Origin of the sequence: Corallococcus sp. AB030, from assembly GCF_003668965.1 — a bacterium.
Taxonomy (GTDB): domain Bacteria; phylum Myxococcota; class Myxococcia; order Myxococcales; family Myxococcaceae; genus Corallococcus; species Corallococcus exiguus.
In genome coordinates this window covers 1-19,743 of sequence record NZ_RAWQ01000140.1, presented here as the reverse complement: position 1 = coordinate 19,743, position 19,743 = coordinate 1, and the positions used below count along the sequence as shown (strand labels likewise).

Below are 19,743 nucleotides of genomic sequence, written 5' to 3'. Positions count from 1 at the left end.
CAGAGCAGGCGGGCGACCGAGCGAAGGAGTGCGGCCATGGAAGAGCTCACGGAGCGCCAGCGCGAAATCCTGACCTTCATCGTGAAGGAGTCGGAGGTCCGAGGCTTCCCCCCGACCATCCGGGAGATTGGGGAGCACATGGACATCCGGTCGACCAACGGGGTGAACGACCACCTGAAGGCCCTGGAGCGCAAGGGCTACCTGACCCGGGGCGAGCAGCAGAGCCGCTCGCTGGTGCCCACCAAGCGGGCGAGGCTGCTCCTGGGCCTGGGGATGAAGAGCCGGGAGTCCGGCATGATCGAGATTCCCCTCCTGGGCAAGGTGGCGGCGGGTGCGCCGGCGCTGGCGCAGGAGCACATGGAGGACTCGGTCAAGATCGACAGCTTCCTCCTGGGCGGGGTGAACGGCCGGGAGGTCTTCGCGCTGAGGGTCAAGGGCCAGTCGATGATCGACGACGGCATCCACGACGGGGACTACCTCTTCGTGAAGAAGACGCCGTCGGCGCAGCCAGGTGAGATTGTCGTGGCGCTCATCGAGGACGAGGCCACGGTGAAGCGCTACTACCCGGAGCAGGACCGCATCCGCTTCCAGCCGGCGAACGCGACGATGCAGCCCATCTACGTGAACCGCACGGACTTCCGCTCCACGATGATTTTGGGGCAGGTCGTGGGCGTGTACCGGAAGCTGCAGGGCGGCCGGACCTAAAGCAGCTCGTGGCACTTCCGCCCGGGCAACGTGAGCCCGGGCGGGAGGCTTCAGCGGACGGGACAGGCGCCGCAGTCGATGCGACCAGGCGGTGTGCCGTTGACCGGCGCTCTCAAGCGGTCGTCTCAGCAGCTGACGCGAATACTTCGGCAGGCGTTCGCCATCTTGAGCAGCGTCAGCCCCACGCTGTCTCCCAGGACGAACAGCGGCGGACTGATGCTCTTGGGAAAGAACAGGCCCGAGTTCGCGACATCCATGCGGATCAGCAGACCGTCCTCGATGATGACCCGCTGACCATTGCGCCAGACGGGAAAGCCTTCGGCGATGTGCACGCGGTCCATCCTCGGCGCGCTCCGTCACGGCATGACAATCAGACTTCGGTGAACCGCATTCCCGTGGCGCGGATGCGTTCCAGCGCGAGCTTGATGTCCTCGGAGACGATCAGGGCGATGGACCATCCCCACGTCCGGAATACCTGCACATCGCCGACCTGGGCTGGGTCGATGCGCATGCCGTCAACGTCGCGATACTGGCCCACCCGGTCCGGCCGGCCATCTTGAGGCGTCCACCGGATTACCTCGTCGGACGCTTCGTCATCAATGCAGCGAATGAGGCGAGTCACCACGAGAATGGCGTACGGCGCTTCGCGCCCCTGGACGGCCACGGGCACAAGTTGGATGTCCTGCTCCGCCAACTCTGAAAAAACGGCTGCGACACGCCCACTGACCACAGGCGTACTGAAGCCAGCTAGAGAGAAGTCGATGGTCGTTCCTGGATGCTCCACGGGAACAAGCAGCTCATGTTGCGGAGGAACGGGTCGACCCTCCCTGAATATCCAGGGGTCTTCGACCTCGTGCCCACCCGCATCCAGGGGAATGCCCAGCTCCCATCTCCCGGGCAGGGTGACGTCATCAAGTAGGCGATAGTAGCGCCGTGGCATGGATGGCTCCGGATTCACTCGCTTCTCATCAGCAGCTTGTGGAGGCCTGAGCCATGCGTGGTGGCCTCTTGTGCCAACTTCCTGAGCTCACCGACGAGAGCTTCGCGGCACTGCTCGACGCTGCGACACCCGCGCGTCGCCTCTTCCAGCCGGTCGTAGACGCGCTGATGGTACCGCTGAGGATGGGGGCCGCGATGTCCCGGGACTTCGACAACGTTCTCCGGGTCCTTCAGTTCCATCCCAGCCTTCTTGAAGATGCGCTGGAAACGGGGCGTCCACGGTCCCCCGCGCTGCGTGGAAACGTTGTTCCTGATGGTCGCGAGGTGATGCTTCTGACTGTCGCCCCGCGACGACATGGCGACCGCGTTGGGCGCCAAAGCGATGGTGAAGCCATCCGCGGTCATGGCCACGGACCGCACGCCACCCATGCCCGCGTAGGTGTAGCCAGCCTGGGCCTCCACCGCGATCGCTGCCTGCGCTGAGCCCGGGAGCATCGGAGTTTTCGCCGCGAGTCCCACCGTGTTGCCCACCGCCGCGGTGGCCAGCATCACGAAGACCCGTGCGGCGTTCTTCCCCAGCACCTTTCCGTAGCCCTCCCCTGCTTCGCGCAAATCGTCGAACGTCAGCGCGCGGTCCGCCTGCTTCACCAGCGTCAACCACCCGTCCAGCAGCCCCCACACCGTGTCCACGCCCAGGTACGCGATGGCCGTCGCGGTCATCAGCGCCGAGATGCCCTTCGACACGGGCTCGGGCAATGACCACAGAAGCAGATACACGGTGACGGAGGCCGTCACGGTGGCCAGGACCGCTTGCGGATTCACCACGCCCCGCAGCGCCTCCGCCGTCTCCTCCCACACGGAGTCCATCGCCAACGCCAGGGCCAACGCATACCGCCCGTCGCTTCCGAGCAGCGGGCCTTCCTCCAGCAACGACAGACAATCCCGCCCTTGCTTCTTGCGCTCGCACCACCGCCCGTAGGCACGCGCCAGCTCCGCCGACGCATCGTCCAGCAGGTGCAGCTCCCGCGCTTCCGCTTCCCCCAGGGGACGGATCCGATGCGTGCTCGCCTCGTAGCCGAACACGCCACTGCGTTCAGGCATGCCGAACAACGTCCGCGCGTCTCGCAGCGGATGCGCGAACGGACGAACCTCCCGCGCGAACTCCGACACAGCATTCTTGAACTCGCCCTTCGTCAGCTCCGCATCCTCCAGCGGAGCCTCCTCCTCCACCTGGGGCGTCACGAGCACAGGCTCCGCACGCCCCGTGTCCAGGCGCACGACCCGGCCGGACGCGCAGCCCGTCAGGAGGACCAGCAACAGCAGGCAAAGCCCCCCACGACGCATTCCTACGGGCACTTCACCACGCCACCATCCGTCGCAGCCGCGGCCACTCGGGCGCACGAGGCCTGCACGGTGGCCGTGTCCTTCAAGTCACGCGCGAGCCTCGCGGTGGACAACTGCAGCTCCGTGTTATTCGCGTGCCCCGGCTCCGAGCCCAGGCTCGTCAGGATGCGCAGGGCATCCTGCTTGCGCCCCATCACCGTGAGCAGGTCCGCCAGCGCCTGCATCTCCCCCACGTCCGCGCCCGACACCGTCTCCAGGGCCTTCTGCAGCTCCCCTTCCGCCGCCGCTCGGGCATCCGTCGCCAGGTGCGCTCTCGCGAGCGCCACGTGCACGATGGCGCGGTCCTTCACCTTCAGGGACTCGCCGTAGGCCTTCAGCGCGTCATCGCGCTTGCCCAACTTGAGCTGGATCTCCGCCACCAGCTCCCAGAGCGTCGGATCCTTCGGCGACTTCTTCGCGGCCTCTTCGTACGCCGCCGCCGCTTCCGGCAACCGGCCCGCACGCACCTCCGCGTCTCCCAGCGCCGTCAGCACCTCCGGCGTGCGCACGCCCTGCCCCGTCACCTTGCGCAACAGCCCGAGCACCTCGTCCTGCCGCCCCTGCTTCGTCAGCACGTCCACCGCCCGCACCAGCAGGTCGGCCTTCGACGCGTCCGGCGCGGCCTCGGCCGCCTGCGTGAAGTCGCGCACCGCCTCGTCGTGGTCGCCGCGCTCCTCGGCCAGCTCGCCCAGCTGCTCCAGCGCGTTGAAGTCCTTCGGATGTAGCGCCAGCGCCTTCTGCAGCGACTGCCGCGCTTCGTTCTTCTTGCCCAGCTGCGCCTGGATGAACCCCAGTCGGCTCCAGTTGGTGGAGCGCTTCGCATCCAACCGCAGCGCCACCTCGAACTCCTTCTCGGACTCCTCCAACCGGCTCATCGACAGGAGCACCTCGCCCCTCGCGGCGGGCAGGCGTGGATCCGCGGGCGTCAACGTCTTCATCTCGTCGAAGGACTTGAGCGCGGCGTCGAAGTTGCCCTTGAGGTACTCGGAGTTGCCCTGGAGGTAGAGCCCTTCCGCCTGGTCCTTCGGGTCGAGCTTCGGCGTTTCAGTGCAGGCCCCGGAGGCCAGCAGGGCGATGAGCGGCAGGGCACGCAGACGCGAGGACATGAAAGGCTCCGGAAGACTCAGAAGTGATACGCGATGCCGGCGTTGACATCGAAGTTGAGGCCGTCGCCCGCGCCGTCGTCCGCGAGCCCCAGCACCGCCTGCGCGATGTTCGTTCCCAGCTCCAACTGGAAGCCCACGTGGCCCGCCAGCAGGTACTCCAACCCCACGAATCCCACGACGGACGGCAGCGGGCCCGTGCTCTGGAAGATGCCGTAGTCGCCGAACGACAACTGCACGCCCAGGCCGAAGCCCCAGTACGGCCGCAGGTCCTTCTCCAGGCGGTGATAGTGCCGCGCCCCCACGATGCTGGGCAGCACGTTGAGCTCGCCCTCCTCGTCGCCGCCGGCATGCACCCAGGTGAAGCCGACCTGGACGAAGCCCTGCCATTCCGGGTGGAACCAGTAGCCCGCCTCCAGGTCCAGGCCGGGATTCAACGACGACAGCTTGTCGATGAAGCTGTTGTTGAAGCGCAGCCCCAACGTGAGCCCGCCCCCTGGAGACGACGCGACCGCGCCGCCCAGGAGCGGCCGGGCAGGAACGACCTCACCGGGCGACTCCAGCGCTACGCGCAGCTCGTCGGACACGGCGACGACCGCGCGCAGGAGCTCACCGTCCTCGGAGGCCTCCGTGCGTGGCCGAGCGAGGGTGCGGCCATCCCGCGTGTCCACGAGGCTCGCGTCGAGGAGGTACTGCCCCCCGAAGCGATCCAACCGCCCCGTGAGGACGTAGCGCGCCCCCGTCAGCGAGGACAGCTCCTGGACGCATTCGCCCTTCTCGCAAGGGGCGCTGTCCACCAGCTCCAGCTGGCGCTCAGTGCCGACCCGCTGTTGGAGCTCTCGCTGGGACAGCACGCGCAGCCGGGGCGACTCCGCGAGCCGGCCGGAGAGGAGCAACGTGATGCCCTCCGCGGCATCCTTCCCCGCCGCGTTGGCCGCCAGGGGCAGGACCGCCACCGTGAGCGGCTCGGCGACGGCCGCCCCCTCCTGGGCGAAGACAGGCGACGCCAGCGATACAAAGCACGCGATGAAGAGCCGGGGGAGGCGGGACACGGCCGACACTCTACCCTCCTCCCGGCCCGCGCCCAGGCCTTCCGTGGCTGCTTCCCTGCCCGCTCACTCCTGCTGGTTGAGCTTCGCCGCGATGGAACGCACCACGACGCGGGGGCTGACCCGCACCGAGAAGGCCGCCAGCCAGTTGAGCACGCCGTGGATGGAGACCACCCGTCCCTTCATCATCGCCGCGTAGGCATGGCCCGCGACCTCGGGCGCCTCCGCCACGCCCGGCCGCTTGAACAGGCGGGACTCCGCGTTGCCGGCGCGCCCGGCGAACTCCGTCTTCGTGGCGCCCGGACAGTGGCAGGTCGCCGTCACGCCCGTGCCCTCCAGCTCGACCGCGAGCGCCTCCGTGAACGACAGCACGAACGCCTTCGTCGCGTAGTACGTGGCCATGTACGGCCCCGGCTGGAAGCCCGCGGTGGACGCGATGTTGAGGATGCGCCCCTGCTTGCGCTCGCGCATGGGCCGCGCGAACAGGTGCGTGAGCTTGAGCAGCGCGGCGCAGTTGACCTCCACCATCTCCGCCTCGCGCCCCAGGTCCTGCTCCAGGAACGGCCCGGAGGAACCGAACCCCGCGTTGTTGACGAGGAAGTCCACCGCGAGCCCCAGCTCCTGCACGCGCGCGAAGAGCTGCTCCGGCGCGGAGGGCTGTCCCAGGTCCGCCGGCAGCACGTGCGCCTTCACGCCGTGCGCCTGCTCCAGCTTGCGGGCCAGTTCCTCCAGCTTCGCCACGCCGCGCGCGACGAGGATGACGTCGTGCCCATCCTTCGCGAACTGTTCCGCGAACTGCACTCCGAGCCCCGCCGACGCGCCGGTGATGAGCGCCACTTTCCGCGACATGGTGATGCCTCCCGGCGGGCCGATATAGCAGCACTCCGCGAGCAGAAGGCCCCAAGCCCGCGAACAAAGCGGTTGCCCCTGGGGATCCACGGCCATATTCGGATGAGGACCCCGAGGACGTGGAGCCCGGCATGGAGCGGATGGACACCCTCGAAGCACTGCTCGCACGTGGACGGACGGAGGACGTAGCGCTCGGTGCGCCCGGCAGGCAGGGCATGACGTACGGCGCGCTGCGGGACCTCTCCGCGACGGTCCGTAAGCAACTGAATGCGTGGGGCTTGGGACAAGGAGACCGTGTCGCGCTGGTGCTCCCCAACGGACCGGAGGTGGCGGCGGCCTTCCTCGCCGTGGCGAGCGGCGCGACGACCGCGCCGCTCAATCCCGCCTATCGCGCCGACGAACTGGCGTTCTACCTGGACGACCTCAAGGCCCGTGCCCTCATCGTGCTCGAAGGAGCGGAGGGACCGGCTCGCGAGGTCGCGCGCGAACGCGACATCCCGCTCATCGAACTGCGTCCGACGCAGGAGGGGTCCGCGGGGCACTTCACGCTCGTGGCCGTGCAGCCGTTATCAGGCACGGCGCACCGGCCCGGCCCGCCCACCGCGGAAGATGGCGCGCTGGTGCTGCACACGTCGGGCACGACGGCGAGGCCCAAGCAGGTGCCGCTGACGCACGCGAACCTCAGCGCCTCCGCGCGGCACATCGGCGCGCATTTGGGCCTGGGTCCCACGGATGCGTGCCTCAACATCATGCCGCTGTTCCACATCCACGGGCTCGTGGCTGCGGTGCTTTCAAGTCTGGGGGCCGGTGGCCGCGTGGTGTGCACTCCCGGGTTCAACGCCCTGCGCTTCTTCTCCTGGTTCGAGGAGGTCCGCCCCACCTGGTACACGGCCGTTCCCACCATGCATCAAGCGCTGCTGGAGCGAGCCCACCGCAACGTGGACAGCCTGAAGGACCACCGCCTGCGATTCATCCGGTCCTCGTCCGCGTCGCTGCCGCCGCAGGTGATGGAGGAACTGGAGCGCGTCTTCGGCGTGCCCGTCATCGAGAGCTACGGCATGACGGAGGCCGCGCACCAGATGGCCTCCAACCCGCTGCCGTCGCGTCCCCGGTACGCGGGCTCGGTGGGGCTCGCCGCCGGGCCGGAGGTCGCCATCATGGGCGATGCGGGCGCGCTGCTGCCTCCAGGTGCGCTGGGCGAAGTGGTCATCCGGGGACCCAACGTCATGTCTGGCTACGTGAACAACCCCGAGGCCAATGCGCGCGCCTTCACCCACGGGTGGTTCCGCACGGGTGACCAGGGGACGCTCGACGCGCAGGGCTACCTGCGGCTCACCGGACGGCTCAAGGAGCTGATCAATCGCGGCGGGGAGAAGGTGAGCCCGCTGGAGGTGGACACCGTGTTGCTGGATCATCCCGCCGTGCAGCAGGCCGTGACGTTCGCCCTGCCCCACCCCAAGCTCGGCGAGGACGTGGCCGCGGCCGTCGTGCCTCGCGAGGGCCACACTCCCACCGAGCGCGAGCTGCGCGACTTCGTGGCCTCACGCGTGGCGGACTTCAAGGTGCCCCGCCGCATCGTCTTCCTCACGGAGCTGCCCAAGGGCCCCACCGGCAAGGTGCAGCGCATCGGGCTCGCGGAGCGGCTGGGGCTCACGTCATGAGGATCGCCATCTTCGGCGCGGGCGCCATCGGCGGCTTCTTGGGCGTCAAGCTGCTCCAGGCCGGCGCGGACGTCACCTTCATCGCACGAGGCGCCCACCTGGACGCGATGCGCGCCCACGGCGTCACGCTCACCAGCGGCGGTGAGACGGTCACCGTGCGTCCACATTGCACGGACACGCCCGACGACGCAGGCCCGCAGGACTACGTCTTCCTCACGCTCAAGGCCCACGCCCTGTCCGCGGCCGCGCCTCAAATCGCCCGGCTGCTGGGCCCGGAGACGGCGCTCGTCACCGGCATCAACGGTGTGCCCTACTGGTATTTCCATGGACTCGAAGGCCCGTACGCGGGCCGCCGCGTCGAGAGCGTGGATCCAGGCGGCGTGATTCTGCGCACCCTGCCTCCCGAGCGCGTCATCGCCACCGTGGTGTATCCGGCCGCGGAGGTCGTCTCTCCCGGCGTCATCGTGCACACGTACAACGACCGCGTGACGCTCGGCGAACCCGACGGCAGCAAGAGCCCGCGCGTGCAGGCCCTGTCGCAGCTCATGATGAAGGCCGGGCTCAAGTCGCCCGTGCGCCCGCGCATTCGCGACGAAATCTGGGTGAAGCTCTGGGGCAACCTCGCCTTCAACCCACTGTCCGTGCTCACCGGCGCGACGCTCGACGTCCTCGCTCGCCAGCCGGACCTGCGCTCCGTGGCCCGCACGATGATGCTGGAGGCGCAGTCGGTGGCGGAAACGCTGGGCACGCGCTTCCTCATCGACGTGGACCAGCGCATCCAGGGCGCGGCCCAGGTCGGCGCGCACAAGACGTCCATGCTCCAGGACCTGGAGCGCGGGCGCCCCATGGAAATCGACGCGCTGCTGGGCGCTGTCGTGGAGCTGGGCCAGCTCACCGGCAAGCCCATGCCCACCTGCGAGAACATCCTCGCCCTGGTGCGAGAGCGCGCCCGCCACGCCGGAGGCTACCCGCCCCGCGCAACGCCGCCCGCTCCCGAAGCGACCTAGTCGTTCGCGGACGGCATCACGCCCAGGTACTCCAGCGGATCCGCCGGCTTGCCGTCCACGCGCACCTCGAAGTGGACGTGCGGACCGGACGTGCGGCCGGACTCGCCCACCGTGGCGATGACCTGCCCGCGCCGGACCTTCTGCCCCGTCTTCACGCGCAGGTCGCGGTTGTGCGCATAGAGCGTGATCAGCGGCGCCGCGTGCTCCACGATGACGATGAGGCCGTAGCCCTTCTGCTCGCCCGCGTAGAGGACCGTGCCCTCCTGCGCCGTCTTGACGGGCGTGCCCGCGGGCGCCGCCAGGTCGATGCCGTCGTGCGGCTCCTTGCCCTTCTTGCCGAAGCGGCCATACAGCACGCCCCTCAACGGCCAGTCGAGCAGCCCCTGCGTCGCGAGCCTCGGACGCGACGGCGCGCCCGGACGCCCCGACACCACGCGCGCACGCGGCGGGTCCTCGCGGCGCGACACCGCCGGCACCGAGCGGCGCGGCGTGGACACCGGCGCCTGCCCCGGCTTGGAGAGCACCAGCTCCGGCTCCTCGTCGGACAGCGGCCCCGGGTCGCCGTACTTCGGCGGCTCACTGCCCGGAATCAGCAGGTCCTTTCCCACCGCCAGCTCACGCGGATCCTTGATGCCGTTGGCCCGCGCCAACTCCTCCACCGTGATGCCGTACGTCTTGGCGATGCGGTACATCGTCTCGCCCGCCGCCACGCGGTGGCGCACCGCCACCAGCTCCGGCTCCTCGTGCGTGGGCCTCAGCGCGAAAGCCAACGGCTTGCCGTCACGCGTGGAAGCAGGCAGCGCGCCTGTCGTGTCCAGCTGCGAGGAGGAAGCGGCCTGGGTGCCCACGCAGCCGCTGAACAGCGCGGCCGCGAGCAACACCCAGAGCGCCCTGCCCGCTCGGCTGGAGCCGCCCGGCACCAACCTCAGGCACCGCCGCCCGAACCGTGCCGCTTGAAGCCCTGCAGGTTCCACCCCGAGAGCTCGGGGATGCGACCGTGGTCGGTCATCTCGAAGTGCAGCGGCGTCACCGACACACGCTTCTCGTCGATGACGGTGTTGCAGTCGCTGCCCGGGATGTCGTCGTGCGCGTACTCCGTGCCGCCAATCCAGTAGTACTTGCGGCCGCGCGGGTCCTCCTTCTCCACGACGTTGCTGCCGTAGGAGTGCCGCCCCTGCTTCGTGATGACGTAGCCGTCCGGCTCCACGCCGCCGGGGATGTTCACGTTGAGGAGCATCCGGGGCGGCAGGGGCCTCGACAGAGCCTCCGTCACCAGCGCCCGCGCGAAGCGGCCCGCCGGCCCGAAGTCGAACGGACCCCGCGTCACCAGGCTGAACGCGATGGCCGGGATGCCCAGGAACGCGGCCTCCATGGCCGCCGCCACCGTCCCGGAGTACATGATGTCGTCCGCCAGGTTCGCGCCGTGATTGATGCCGGAGACCATGAGCTGGGGACGATTGTCCTTCAGCAAGTGGTTCACCGCCAGATACGAGCAATCCGTGGGGGTGCCGTCCACGGCGAACCACCGCTCGCGCACCTCCTTGATGCGCAGCGGCCGGTGCAGGCTGATGGCATGGGAGGCGGCGCTCTGCTCGCGGTCAGGCGCCACCACCCACACCTCGCCCAGGGGGCTCACCGCCTCCACGAGCGTCTGCAGCCCTTCGGAGAAGTAGCCGTCGTCGTTGGAGACGAGGATGCGGGGGCGCGTGGTGCTCACGGTCACTGCTTCTTCGCGAGCGAGCGGAAGGCGGACCGGCCCGCGTACCGCGCACCGGCGCCCAGCTCCTCTTCAATGCGCAGGAGCTGGTTGTACTTGGCCACGCGGTCGGAGCGCGACGCCGAGCCCGTCTTGATCTGCCCGCAGTCCAGCGCCACCGCCAGGTCCGCGATGGTGGTGTCCTCGGACTCGCCGGAGCGGTGGCTCATGATGGACGTCATGCCCGCCTTGTGCGCCATGCGCACGGCGTCGAACGTCTCCGTCAGCGAACCAATCTGGTTCACCTTCACCAGGATGGAGTTCGTCGTGCCCATCTCGATGCCCTTGGCCAGACGCTCCACGTTGGTGACGAAGAGGTCGTCGCCCACGAGCTGCATCTTGTCACCCAGCGCGTCGGTGAGCTTCTTCCACCCCTCCCAGTCATCCTCCGCCATGCCGTCTTCAATGGAGATGATGGGGTACTTCTGGGACAGGCCCCGGTAGTACTCCAGCAGGCCCTGCGAGTCGTACTCCTTGCCCTCGCCCTTGAGCTTGTACTTCTTGGAGCCCTTGTCGAAGAACTCGCTCGCGGCCACGTCCAGCGCGAGGAACAGCTGCTCGCCCGCCTTGAAGCCCGCGGCGTCGATGGCCTCCATGATGAGCTTGAGCGCCTCCTCGTTGGCCGGCAGGTCCGGGGCGTAGCCGCCCTCGTCGCCCACGCCCGTGGCCAGCTTGCGGCCCTTCAAAATCTTCTTGAGCGCGTGGAACACCTCCGCACCCCAGCGCAGGCCCTCCGCGAACGTCTTCGCGCCGGCGGGCACCACCATGAACTCCTGCACGTCCACGCGGGTGTCCGCGTGCGCGCCGCCGTTGAGGATGTTCATCAGCGGCACGGGCAGCGTGCGCGCCTGCAGGCCGCCCACGTAGCGGTACAGCGGCAGGCCGTGCGCGTCCGCCGCGGCGCGCGCGGTGGCCATGGAGACGGCGAGGATGGCGTTGGCGCCCAGCTTGGACTTGGTGGACGTGCCGTCCAGTTCGATCATCCGCTGGTCCACGGCCACCTGGTCCACGGCGTCCATGCCGATGAGCGCCGGCCCGATGGTGTCGCGCACGTGGTCCACGGCCTTGCGCACGCCCTTGCCCAGGTAGCGGCCCTTGTCCCCATCACGCAGCTCGTGCGCCTCGTGCTCGCCGGTGGAGGCACCGGAGGGCACCGTCGCGCGGCCACGCGAGCCGCCCACGAGCAGCACTTCGGCCTCCACGGTCGGATTGCCACGGGAATCGAGCACTTCACGCGCCAGGATTTGAGCGATCTCGGTCATAGGGCGCCGGTTCTACGAAGCACGGGCGGAACGGGCAAGCACGCTCGCACAGGCCGCCTGCTACAGTGTCCAGCCGCCGAATGCCTCCTCCTCCCAAGCGCCGCCTCACGGGCCCCGACCCGCTCCCCGGTCAGCGCGCCCGGGGCGCCCTCCTGGGCCTCGCCATCGGCAACGCCCTGGCCGTCCCCGTCGCGGGCAAGCCCCTCTACGCGCCGGCCTTCCCCCAGCTCGCCGAGGGGCCGTACCTGGGCATGTACGGAGGCGGCCCGCACGACCTGCGCAAGGGGCAGGTGACGGAGCCCACCCAGCTCGCGGTGGCGCTGGCCTTGAGCCTGCGCGACATGAAGCGTTACGACGCGGGGGACGCCCTCAAGCGCTACCGGGCCTGGCAGCCGCACGCCATCTCCGTCAGCGACCCCATGAAGGAGCTGTTCCAGGAGTGTGACGCCAGCCTCCCGCCCCAGGTGAAGGACGCCGGCAAGCGCGTGTGGCTGAAGAACTTCCGGCGGCTGGCCCCCGCGGGCGCCCTGCCGCGCGTGGTGCCCCTGGGCGTGCTCCTGACGAAGGACTCCTTCGCCCTGGCGAAGGCGGCGCTGGAGGACACCGCCCTCACCCACTTCGACCCGCGCAGCCAGCTGGCCGGCGCGGGGCTGTGCGCCGCCATCGCCAAGGCGGTGACGGGCGGCCCGAACCTGAAGGCCGCCGACCTGCTGCCCGCCGCGGAGGTGGGCATCTCCCTGGCTGCCGCCGCCCTGGGGAAGATGGAGAAAGATTACGTCCAGGAGGTGACCTTCGCCGCGAAGCTCCTGCGCGAGGACCTGGCCCTGGCGGCCCAGGACGACCCGCAGCTCTACGGCCCGGAGCTGCACATGCACCGGCCCGGCAATAACGCGGTGCGTGCGGCGTTCCGGCTGGCCTTCTGGGAGCTGCTCCACGTCCCCACCGCGGAAGGGGCGCTCCTGGACGTCGTCCACCGGGGCGGCGACACGGAGGTCCACGCCTCCGTCACCGGGGCGCTGGTGGGCGCCTTCCACGGTGAAGGAGCGCTGCCGGAGGAATGGCGCCAGAAGGTCCTCCTGGCCCTCCAGCCCTACAACCCCCTCCAGAAGGGAACGGTGCTGTGGGAGGTGTACCACCCCCGGCACCTGCTGCTGCTGGCTCCAGGGTGAGGAAGCCCGCAAGTGCGAAGCCCGCGGGGGCTGTCCGTTGAGGGACAGCCCGGCGCGGGCTCCGGGACACGCCGTGGCTCCGGGGCCACGGGTGGGATGGGTCATCAGCCGAGAAGGTCGATGACGACGACGCCTCGTGACGGCTTCTCTTCCTCGGTGTCCGTCCTCCGGTGGGGACGGTCATCGGGTGCAGGCAGTGGGAGCTCCACCACCGGCCGCTCGTAATCCTCGCGGCGGAGCCGCTCGCGGCGCTTGATTTCTTCAATGATGAACGCGTCGAGCATGGGTTCGGTTTCTCCCTCAGCCTACGTACCCCGATGTACGCCCGCCGTCCCGCCCCCTTACCACTTCCACATCTCTTTGATGCAAATTAAGAACCCCGGTTTCTTTCTGGGGATGGCGCCCTGATTCTGCATGGCTGCTCGTCCACCTCCTGACATCCGGGACAGTGCAACCGTGCCACCGATGTCAGGGAAGTGTCCGTGGACGTTCAAAATTCGCATGATCCTAATGGGTCCGCCGCGCGCCGCAACACGACTCACTTCAGGTGGCTCCCCTCCGCTCGCGTGGCACGGCTCCAGCCTGAAAGGGCCCGCCCGCCTTCCTGCTCCCTTGCACGGCACGGGCCGTACGGGATGACAGGCAGGCGGGCGGAAAACTGACGCGCGAGGTCAGGGGTGACGAAAGCTGTCGACGAAAGCCGTCAGGGGGCTTCCGAGCGGCGCTTGAAGGCCTCCAGCATCTTGGGGAGCTGGGTTTCCGTCAGGGTGTTGATGATGGCCTTGGGGATGAGGGCGCCCAGGGCCATCTCCACGTTGTAGGTGGCGCGCGTCTTGCCCTCGCCCTCGGGCTCCAGCGTCCAGCTGCCCTTGTTGTCCTTCATCACCTCACCCTCGACGAAGGTCCAGGACATGCGCTTGGGGCGCTCCTCGGTGACGCGGATGGTGTAGCGGATGCGCTTCACCACATCGACCTCGTAGTGCACCTGGACGGTGTTCCCCTGGCGCTGGGAGGTGGAGACCTTCTTCACCTCCGGGAGGAACTCCGCGTAGCGGTCGTAGTTGGTGATGATGTCGAAGACCTTCTCGACGGGGGCGTTGATGGTGATGGTGCGCGTGGCGCCGGCCATGACGGTGTCTCCGGAAGGCTTGAGGAACGGGCGAGGCTGCCGGACAGCTTACGGCGCGTAGCCCGGCTTCTTGTCGAACTTGTGGATGGACTGGATGAAGCGGACGGTGCCCGTCTTGCTGCGCATGACGACGGAGTGCGTCTCACAGCCGCCGCCGAAGAAGCGTACGCCCTTGAGGAAGTCGCCGCTCGTCACGCCCGTGGCGGCGAACATCACCTCACCGCGAGCCAGCTCCTCCGCGGTGTAGATCTTGTGGATGTCGGTGATGCCCATCTTCTTGGCGCGGTCGATCTCCCCCTGGTTGCGAGGCACCAGCCGCCCCTGCAGGTCGCCGCCGGTGGCGCGGATGGCGGCCGCGGCGATGACACCTTCCGGCGCGCCGCCAATGCCCATGAGCACGTCCACGCCGGAGCCCTCGAAGCAGGTGGCGATGGCGCCCGCGACGTCACCGTCCTCGATGAGGCGCACGCGCGCGCCCGCGGCGCGGACTTCCTTGATGAGGTCGGCGTGGCGCTCGCGGTCGAGGATCATGACCGTGAGGTCCTCCACGTAGAGCTTCATGCGCTCCGCGATGGCGCGCAGGTTCTCCGTGGGGGACTTCGTCAGGTCGATGGCGCCCCTGGCGCGCGGGCCCACGGCGATCTTCTCCATGTACGTGTCGGGCGCGTTGAGCAGGCCGCCGTGGCTGGACATGGCCACGACGGAGATGGAGCCCGGGCGGCCGTAGGCGCACAGGTTGGTGCCCTCCAGCGGATCCAGGGCGATGTCCACCTCGGGGGCGCCGGCGGTGCGGGCGCCGACGCGCTCACCAATGTAGAGCATGGGCGCTTCGTCGCGCTCGCCCTCGCCGATGACGACCGTGCCGTCGATGTTCAGCGCGTCGAAGGCGCGGCGCATCGCGTCCACTGCGGCCTGGTCGGACTCGTCCTTGTTGCCGCGGCCCATGAGGCGGGCGGAGGCGATGGCCGCCATCTCGGTGACGCGCACGACCTCCATTGCCAGGTTGCGATCCATTGTCGGGTGCTCCTCGTTCGGGAATTCGGGAAGGGAAAAAGGTCAGGTGTCGGAGTCGTCCGCGGCCTTCAGGCGGGCGATGGCTTCGGGCAGCCGCTGCGGTTTGCCGTCGCGCCCCACGCAGGCGTGCAGGGTGCGGCCGGTGCACAGCAGCGTGGGGGAGTCACCGTCGCGCAGCAGCTCGTAGGTGAACACGAGTGACGCGCGGCGCAACTCTCCCAGGGTGGTGCGGATGAGGAGCATGTCGTCGTAGCGCGCGGACGCCTTGTAATGGGCGCTGGCCTCCACCACGGGCAACAGCAGCCCGGTGCTCTCCAGTTCGCGGTAGCTGCCTCCGTGGGCACGGAAGAACTCGCTGCGGGCGAACTCGAAGTAGCGGAAGTAGTTCGCGTAGTAGACGACCCCCATCTGATCCGTGTCGCCGTAGATGACGCGCAGCCGTGCCTCGACCATTGAGGCGCCCATATCAGGGCGGGGTGACGTGTCCAAGCGGTGGGCGCGCATGTTGGTTGCTTCTGTTCATCCGGCCGGAGAGGCTGCCGCACCATGTCGCGCCTGATTGCCGCCCTCCTCGTCCTGTTCGCCCTGCCCGCCTCCGCCAAGGCCCCGAAGCTCACGCTGTTCATCAGCGTGGACGCCATGGGCAGCGACGTCCTGTTGAGAAACCGTCCGCGCCTGACAGGGGGCCTGGGCCGGCTGCTCTCCACGGGCGCCTACTACCCCTACGCCCGGTACGCCTACGCGGAGGCCCGGACGGCGCCGGGCCACGCCACGCTGGCCACGGGCGCGAACCCCTGGCGCCACGGCATCGTGGACAACGACATCTACGACCGCGCGGCCGGCCAGGCGGTCCAGGTCTACACGGACCCGACGCATCCGGTGCTGAACGGGGAGACGCCTCCAGGGTCGGACACCAGCCCGGTGAACCTGATGGCGGAGACGCTGGCGGACCGGCTGCGCGTGTCCACGCAGGGCCGGGGCAAGGTGGTGGCGCTGTCCTACAAGTCGCGGGCGGCCATTCCGCTGGCCGGGCGCCAGGGTCAGGCCTGGTGGTTCGACGAGTCGACGGGCCGGATGGTGACGAGCACCTGGTACGCGAAGGCGGAGCCCGCGTGGATGCAGGCGTTCAACGCGCGCAAAATGCCGGACGCGGCGTTCAGCAAGACGTGGGAGCTGTTGCGTCCGCGCGCCGAGTACGTAGGCGAGGACGACCGCCCCATGGAGCCGGAGGCCTACGGCATGGGCCGCGTGTTCCCGCATGAGCTCAAGGGCGGGCTCCAGGCGCCCGGGCCGGCGTCGTACCGGGCGTTCGCGGTGTCGGGGTTCTCGCATGACCTGCTGGTGCAGGCGGCGAAGGCGGCGCTGGAGGGCGAGGGCCTGGGCAAGGACGACGTGCCGGACATCCTGGCGGTGAGCTTCAGCGGGACGGACGCGGTGTTCCACGCGTTCGGGCCGTACTCGTGGGAGATGCAGGACACGATGCTGCGGTTGGACGTGGCGATGGGGGAGCTCATCGCCGCGGCCGAGCGCGCGGCGGGGGGCAAGGCGAACCTGGTCATCGCGTTGTCGGCGGACCACGGCGGCGCGGAGATTCCGGAGGCGTGGGCGCAGGCGGGCGTGCCGGCGGCGCGGCTCAACCCGGTGGAGGCGGCGAAGGGCCTGGCGCAGGAGCTGAAGGCGAAGTTCGGCGTGGACGTGACGGTGAAGCTGCTGGAGCTGGACGTGTACCTGGGCGGCAAGGCGCTGGAGTCCGGCCAGGTGGACGCGGTGGCGGTGCGGCGCGCGGCGGCGGTGTGGCTGGCGAAGCAGCCCTATGCCGTATGGGCGGTGGCGAAGGACGACCTGGACACGGCGCCGGACCAGGGAGGCCTCATGGCGGCGATGCGCCGTGGCTACTACCCGGTGCGCAGCGGCGACGTGCTGTTCATGGCGAAGCCGTTCCAGGTCGTCAGCGATTACCCGCGCGGCACGAACCACGGCACGCCGTATTCGTACGACACGCAGGTACCGGTGGTGTTCGCCGGCAAGGGCGTGAAGCCGGGGCTGTTCCTGGAGGAGATCAACCCCGTGGACGTGGCCCCGACCCTGTCCGCGCTGCTGGAGATGGGGATGCCCGCGTCGGCGGAGGGCAAGCCTCGCGTGGAGGCGCTGGTGAAATGAAGGTGCTCTGTCTGGAGGAGCCCGGTCCAATGCTCCGGACTCACACCTTCACCGTCGGGAAGTCCTGACGCGGCGCCGTCCAACGCGAGTTGAACGCGTTGGACGGCGGCGCGAGAACGGTGGACCCCAGCCGGATGTTTCAGCCCCGGGCGGCGCGGGCGTCACGGCCCTTGGCGCGGGCGGCCTTGGAGAGCAGGTCGCTCCCCTTCTCCTCGCCCTTCATCCACGCCTTCAGCGCGGGCACCACCTGCTTGCTCCAGGCGCGGCCGGCACGCACGGCCAGGAAGTCCTGCACCAGCGCGTCCACGATGGCGGAGAGCTGCTCGGTCAGCTCCAGACGCTCGGAGAGCTGATCATCCTCTTCCTCCGTCATGAGCGCGGGCAGCTTGGCGGCGCGGATGTCCAGGAACTCGGAATCGAGGGTGACTTCGTATTCGCGCTCGCCGTGCGAGATGCGCAGCCGCGCCTGGGACACCAACAGGCCCCGGTCCAGCGAGTGGCGCACGTTCTCCGAATACGGCGCCAGCGTGCCCTTGGCGCTCATCTCCGTGACGTCGCCCGCCACGCCGCGCAGCACCACCTTGCCCAGGTAGAGCACCACCACGCCCGCGCCGGCGTGCTCGACCAGCGGGTCGCCCGACTCCGAGCGCCACAGCAGCCACGTCATGAACTCGCGGCCCAGGTAGGCCCGGCCGCGCAGCAGCTGTTCGCGGGCCTTGCCCTTTTCGACTTCGGCTTCGTCCTTCTCCTCCTCGGTGGCGGCACCATCCACGCCCACATCGCCCCGAGCGAACGCCGCCTCTTCCCTCGCCTGCTCACGCTTCGCCATGGGTGTCCTCCACCGAAGCCGTCGCCGGCAGGTCCATGCCAATGAGCTCCGCCGTGGGGCCCAGGGCCTTCTCGTCGATGCCCGCGCGCTGCGCCATGGACGCGGGCGTGATGCCAATCACCTTCACCGCCAGGGCGCCTTCCAGCGCCACGCAGATTTCATCCACCGTCTTTCGCGACGCGGCCCAGACCTGCACCGTGTGCGTCTTCAGGTTCCACGTCACGTCCAGCGTGCTGGTGCGCGGCACCGCGCGCTGACGCAAGAGCTGCTTCAACTCCGCGCGCTGCTTGTTCTTCTCCGCGCGCGCGGGCGGCCGGCCGTTCTCCTTGCCGAAGGCGGCGGACCACTTGTCCAGCTCCGACTTCATCATCGACGCGGGCACCTTCAGCGTGTCGATGCGGAAGGAGAAGAGGGCGTACTCGCCATAGTAGAGGTTGCCGGTGGCGAACTCGGAGGACTCCGGGTTCTCCAGCTCGACAAAGCCAGCGGCGCGCTCCTCCTCGGAGCGGCGGTCGATGGGCTCGAACGCATGGGACTTGAGTCCCTTGGTCATCCAGCGCTTGACGTCGGACGGCGCATCCTTGGCCGGCTCGGTCCGGAAGCGCGAAAAGGTCACTGCACCACGTAGGACAGGCATGGGGCGCGGCAGGATGGGGGTCGCGTGGCGTCGCGTCAAGGCACTCGGTGTGGCTGGACGCGAAGGGCCGGGAATAGCCCCCGCCGATATTCGTTCGGCCGGGCTCCGTCCAACCGTGCACGTCTCCGCCCCACCCCGCTGGCGGGAATCCATGACACTCCCAGGCACGCGACATACGGTGGCCGCCGCCATGCGCCGCGCACTCCTCTCCGCCAGCGTCGTTGCCCTCTTCCTGTCCGCCTGCACCCACACGGCCGCCACGCCGGACGGCGCCCCGCGCGACACGCTGCCCGGAGTCACCCGGGCCCTGCTGGAGACCCTGGAGGCGGACGGCGCGCTCGCGGGCGCGTACGTGGTGGACGCACGCACCGGCGAGCCCCTCTTCACCCACCGCGAGAACGTGCGGCTGTTGCCCGCGTCCACGATGAAGGTGGTGTCCACCTCCGCCGCGCTGTCCGCGCTGGGAGCGGACTTCCGCTTCACCACCCCGGTCTTCCTGGAGGGCTCGCAGGCGGGAGGCCTGTTCCTGGGCGACGTGGTGGCGCAGGCGTCCGGGGACCCGTCGCTGGGGTCGTGGCGCTTCCCGGAGACGGCGCTCGCGTGCGACCGCGTGGCGGAGGCCTTCCAGGCGCGCGGCATCCACCAGTGGCGCGGCAACGTGCGCATCTCCGGCACGGACGGCATGGACGGCGGCATGGGCCCGGGCTGGGCCTGGGATGACGCGGCCTATGCCTACAGCGCGGCGCCCACGCCCTTCGTCTTCCGCGAGAACGTGGTGGACCTGGCGCTGGCGCGCGCCCCCGGTGCCACCTGCGCGGACGCCCCTTCTGTCCAGTGGACGCCCACCTTCGCCACGCTGTCCGCGGTGGTGAACGTGGACGTCAACGCCGAGCGCGCGAACCTGGCCTGCGTGCGCGGAGGCGGCGGAGTGCGCTGCACGTGGCGCTCGCCCACCGGCGGGCCGTGCCCCCAGGCCGCCGCGGTGAAGCTGTCCGTGGACGCGCCGGAAGCCCTCTTCGCCGCGTGCGTGGACGACGCGCTGGCTCGGCACGGAATCACGCGGCTGCCGCTGTCCCTTGAAGCCCCCACCC

Annotated in this window: 21 protein-coding genes; 6 read left to right on the top strand and 15 right to left on the bottom strand. The window is 69.4% G+C overall.

Annotated elements, in window-relative coordinates:
- Positions 1–36: 36 nt before the first annotated feature.
- On the top strand, positions 37–705 hold the full coding sequence (lexA, locus tag D7Y15_RS28545; RefSeq protein WP_120578257.1) for a transcriptional repressor LexA: 669 nt from the start codon (positions 37–39) through the stop codon (positions 703–705).
- A 125-nt stretch (positions 706–830) separates the two neighbouring features.
- On the opposite strand, the gene D7Y15_RS28540 is transcribed toward lexA, so the two are convergent.
- The 6 genes from D7Y15_RS28540 to D7Y15_RS28515 all read right to left on the bottom strand — a co-directional run bounded on the left by D7Y15_RS28540 (position 831) and on the right by D7Y15_RS28515 (position 6,028).
- On the bottom strand, positions 831–1,037 hold the full coding sequence (locus tag D7Y15_RS28540) for a hypothetical protein (RefSeq protein ID WP_148712889.1): 207 nt from the start codon (positions 1,035–1,037) through the stop codon (positions 831–833).
- A gap of 38 nt (positions 1,038–1,075) precedes the next feature.
- A complete protein-coding gene (locus D7Y15_RS28535) occupies positions 1,076–1,645 on the bottom strand; it encodes a DUF1629 domain-containing protein (protein ID WP_121754538.1) in 570 nt (189 codons plus the stop codon).
- A gap of 14 nt (positions 1,646–1,659) precedes the next feature.
- Positions 1,660–2,988, bottom strand: a complete 1,329-nt coding sequence (locus D7Y15_RS28530) for an AHH domain-containing protein (protein WP_120578254.1) — start codon at positions 2,986–2,988, stop codon at positions 1,660–1,662.
- A gap of 2 nt (positions 2,989–2,990) precedes the next feature.
- Positions 2,991–4,133: a lipopolysaccharide assembly protein LapB gene (locus tag D7Y15_RS28525; protein WP_121754537.1), complete on the bottom strand. Its 1,143-nt coding sequence runs from the start codon at positions 4,131–4,133 to the stop codon at positions 2,991–2,993.
- A gap of 17 nt (positions 4,134–4,150) precedes the next feature.
- Entirely contained in the window at positions 4,151–5,182 is a 1,032-nt protein-coding gene (locus D7Y15_RS28520; protein WP_233605117.1) for a CsgG/HfaB family protein, read from the bottom strand.
- 63 nt (positions 5,183–5,245) lie between these two features.
- Complete coding sequence (locus tag D7Y15_RS28515; RefSeq protein ID WP_121754535.1) at positions 5,246–6,028, bottom strand: SDR family oxidoreductase; 783 nt, start codon at positions 6,026–6,028, stop codon at positions 5,246–5,248.
- 131 nt (positions 6,029–6,159) lie between these two features.
- Here D7Y15_RS28515 and D7Y15_RS28510 point away from each other — a divergent pair, with 131 nt between their 5' ends.
- Positions 6,160–7,689: an acyl--CoA ligase gene (locus tag D7Y15_RS28510; protein WP_121754541.1), complete on the top strand. Its 1,530-nt coding sequence runs from the start codon at positions 6,160–6,162 to the stop codon at positions 7,687–7,689.
- Positions 7,686–8,696, top strand: coding sequence for a 2-dehydropantoate 2-reductase (locus tag D7Y15_RS28505; protein WP_121754534.1), 1,011 nt, complete (start codon positions 7,686–7,688; stop codon positions 8,694–8,696). Before D7Y15_RS28510 ends, D7Y15_RS28505 begins: the two co-directional genes overlap by 4 nt.
- Here D7Y15_RS28505 and D7Y15_RS28500 read toward each other — a convergent pair.
- From D7Y15_RS28500 to eno, 3 genes are read right to left on the bottom strand one after another with little or no spacing between them, the layout of a single operon-like run.
- Positions 8,693–9,577 (bottom strand): M23 family metallopeptidase, encoded by an 885-nt coding sequence (locus tag D7Y15_RS28500; RefSeq protein WP_233605116.1) that lies wholly within the window; start codon positions 9,575–9,577, stop codon positions 8,693–8,695. The two genes, D7Y15_RS28505 and D7Y15_RS28500, sit on opposite strands and share 4 nt — an antisense overlap.
- A 44-nt stretch (positions 9,578–9,621) precedes the next feature.
- A complete protein-coding gene (surE, locus tag D7Y15_RS28495; protein WP_120578263.1) occupies positions 9,622–10,413 on the bottom strand; it encodes a 5'/3'-nucleotidase SurE in 792 nt (263 codons plus the stop codon).
- A gap of 2 nt (positions 10,414–10,415) precedes the next feature.
- On the bottom strand, positions 10,416–11,714 hold the full coding sequence (eno, locus tag D7Y15_RS28490; protein ID WP_121754532.1) for a phosphopyruvate hydratase: 1,299 nt from the start codon (positions 11,712–11,714) through the stop codon (positions 10,416–10,418).
- An 80-nt stretch (positions 11,715–11,794) separates the two neighbouring features.
- Here eno and D7Y15_RS28485 point away from each other — a divergent pair, with 80 nt between their 5' ends.
- Positions 11,795–12,883: an ADP-ribosylglycohydrolase family protein gene (locus tag D7Y15_RS28485; protein WP_121754531.1), complete on the top strand. Its 1,089-nt coding sequence runs from the start codon at positions 11,795–11,797 to the stop codon at positions 12,881–12,883.
- Between the two features lie 104 nt (positions 12,884–12,987).
- Here D7Y15_RS28485 and D7Y15_RS28480 read toward each other — a convergent pair whose 3' ends face one another.
- The 4 genes from D7Y15_RS28480 to D7Y15_RS28465 all read right to left on the bottom strand — a co-directional run bounded on the left by D7Y15_RS28480 (position 12,988) and on the right by D7Y15_RS28465 (position 15,479).
- Positions 12,988–13,167 (bottom strand): hypothetical protein, encoded by a 180-nt coding sequence (locus D7Y15_RS28480; RefSeq protein WP_043321424.1) that lies wholly within the window; start codon positions 13,165–13,167, stop codon positions 12,988–12,990.
- 419 nt (positions 13,168–13,586) lie between these two features.
- On the bottom strand, positions 13,587–14,012 hold the full coding sequence (locus D7Y15_RS28475; protein WP_120578247.1) for a type II toxin-antitoxin system RatA family toxin: 426 nt from the start codon (positions 14,010–14,012) through the stop codon (positions 13,587–13,589).
- A 48-nt stretch (positions 14,013–14,060) separates the two neighbouring features.
- Positions 14,061–15,026, bottom strand: a complete 966-nt coding sequence (glpX, locus tag D7Y15_RS28470; protein ID WP_121754530.1) for a class II fructose-bisphosphatase — start codon at positions 15,024–15,026, stop codon at positions 14,061–14,063.
- A gap of 42 nt (positions 15,027–15,068) precedes the next feature.
- Positions 15,069–15,479 carry a thioesterase family protein gene (locus D7Y15_RS28465; RefSeq protein WP_120578245.1) on the bottom strand — a complete coding sequence of 137 codons (411 nt, stop codon included), beginning with the start codon at positions 15,477–15,479 and terminating at the stop codon, positions 15,069–15,071.
- Positions 15,480–15,572: 93 nt separating this feature from the next.
- Between D7Y15_RS28465 and D7Y15_RS28460 the strand changes: the two genes are divergently transcribed.
- Positions 15,573–17,186 (top strand): alkaline phosphatase family protein, encoded by a 1,614-nt coding sequence (locus D7Y15_RS28460; RefSeq protein WP_120578244.1) that lies wholly within the window; start codon positions 15,573–15,575, stop codon positions 17,184–17,186.
- 139 nt (positions 17,187–17,325) lie between these two features.
- On the opposite strand, the gene D7Y15_RS28455 is transcribed toward D7Y15_RS28460, so the two are convergent.
- The gene (locus D7Y15_RS28455) at positions 17,326–18,015 is read right to left on the bottom strand and encodes a hypothetical protein (protein WP_120578243.1); all 690 of its coding nucleotides are present in this window, start codon (positions 18,013–18,015) and stop codon (positions 17,326–17,328) included.
- Entirely contained in the window at positions 18,002–18,652 is a 651-nt protein-coding gene (gene rdgC / locus D7Y15_RS28450) for a recombination-associated protein RdgC (RefSeq protein WP_120578242.1), read from the bottom strand. The genes D7Y15_RS28455 and rdgC overlap by 14 nt, the downstream gene beginning before the upstream one ends.
- A gap of 190 nt (positions 18,653–18,842) precedes the next feature.
- On the opposite strand from rdgC, the gene D7Y15_RS28445 reads away from it, so the two are divergent.
- Positions 18,843–19,743, top strand: a 901-nt coding sequence (locus D7Y15_RS28445) for a D-alanyl-D-alanine carboxypeptidase (protein WP_233605115.1), incomplete at its 3' end; no start/stop codon positions are given.